Origin of the sequence: Enterobacter cloacae complex sp.6700776 (assembly GCF_048284255.1) — a bacterium.
Taxonomy (GTDB): Bacteria; Pseudomonadota; Gammaproteobacteria; order Enterobacterales; family Enterobacteriaceae; genus Enterobacter; species Enterobacter intestinihominis.
This window is the reverse complement of the sequence record NZ_JBLVYK010000100.1, coordinates 1-344: the sequence shown is the minus strand read 5'-3', so window position 1 is coordinate 344 and position 344 is coordinate 1. Positions and strand designations below refer to the sequence as shown.

The window sequence follows — 344 nt, the reverse complement described above, 5'->3', positions numbered from 1 at the left end:
CTTCCAGATAGTGCCCGCCAGCGGGGCGGTCACCGGGATACCGGCGCCGGCCGGGGCGGCAGCGGCGGGTGCAGAGGCAGGAGCAGGAGCAGGAGCAGGAGCAGGAGCAGCCGCCGTCAGCTGGCTGACGTCACCGCCGTCGCTGACTTTGACCACAAAGGCTTTGCCTTCCACCTCCACGGTGTAGACGCCGGAGGCGGCAGGTTTTTCTGCTTTTGCCACTGGCTGCGCGGCTTCCGCCTGCGGTACCGGCTCAAAGGCCGCCGGGTTGTGGCGGTTTTCGAGGAATTTCAGGCCGGGCTGGCGCTCACCGCCCTGGAGAGCCTGCTGGCTCACCACGACCC

Annotated in this window: 1 pseudogene; it reads right to left on the bottom strand. The window is 68.6% G+C overall.

From position 1 onward, the window contains the following. A pseudogene (locus ACNQ0T_RS23400) lies at positions 1 to 344 on the bottom strand (hypothetical protein); the annotation flags it as partial.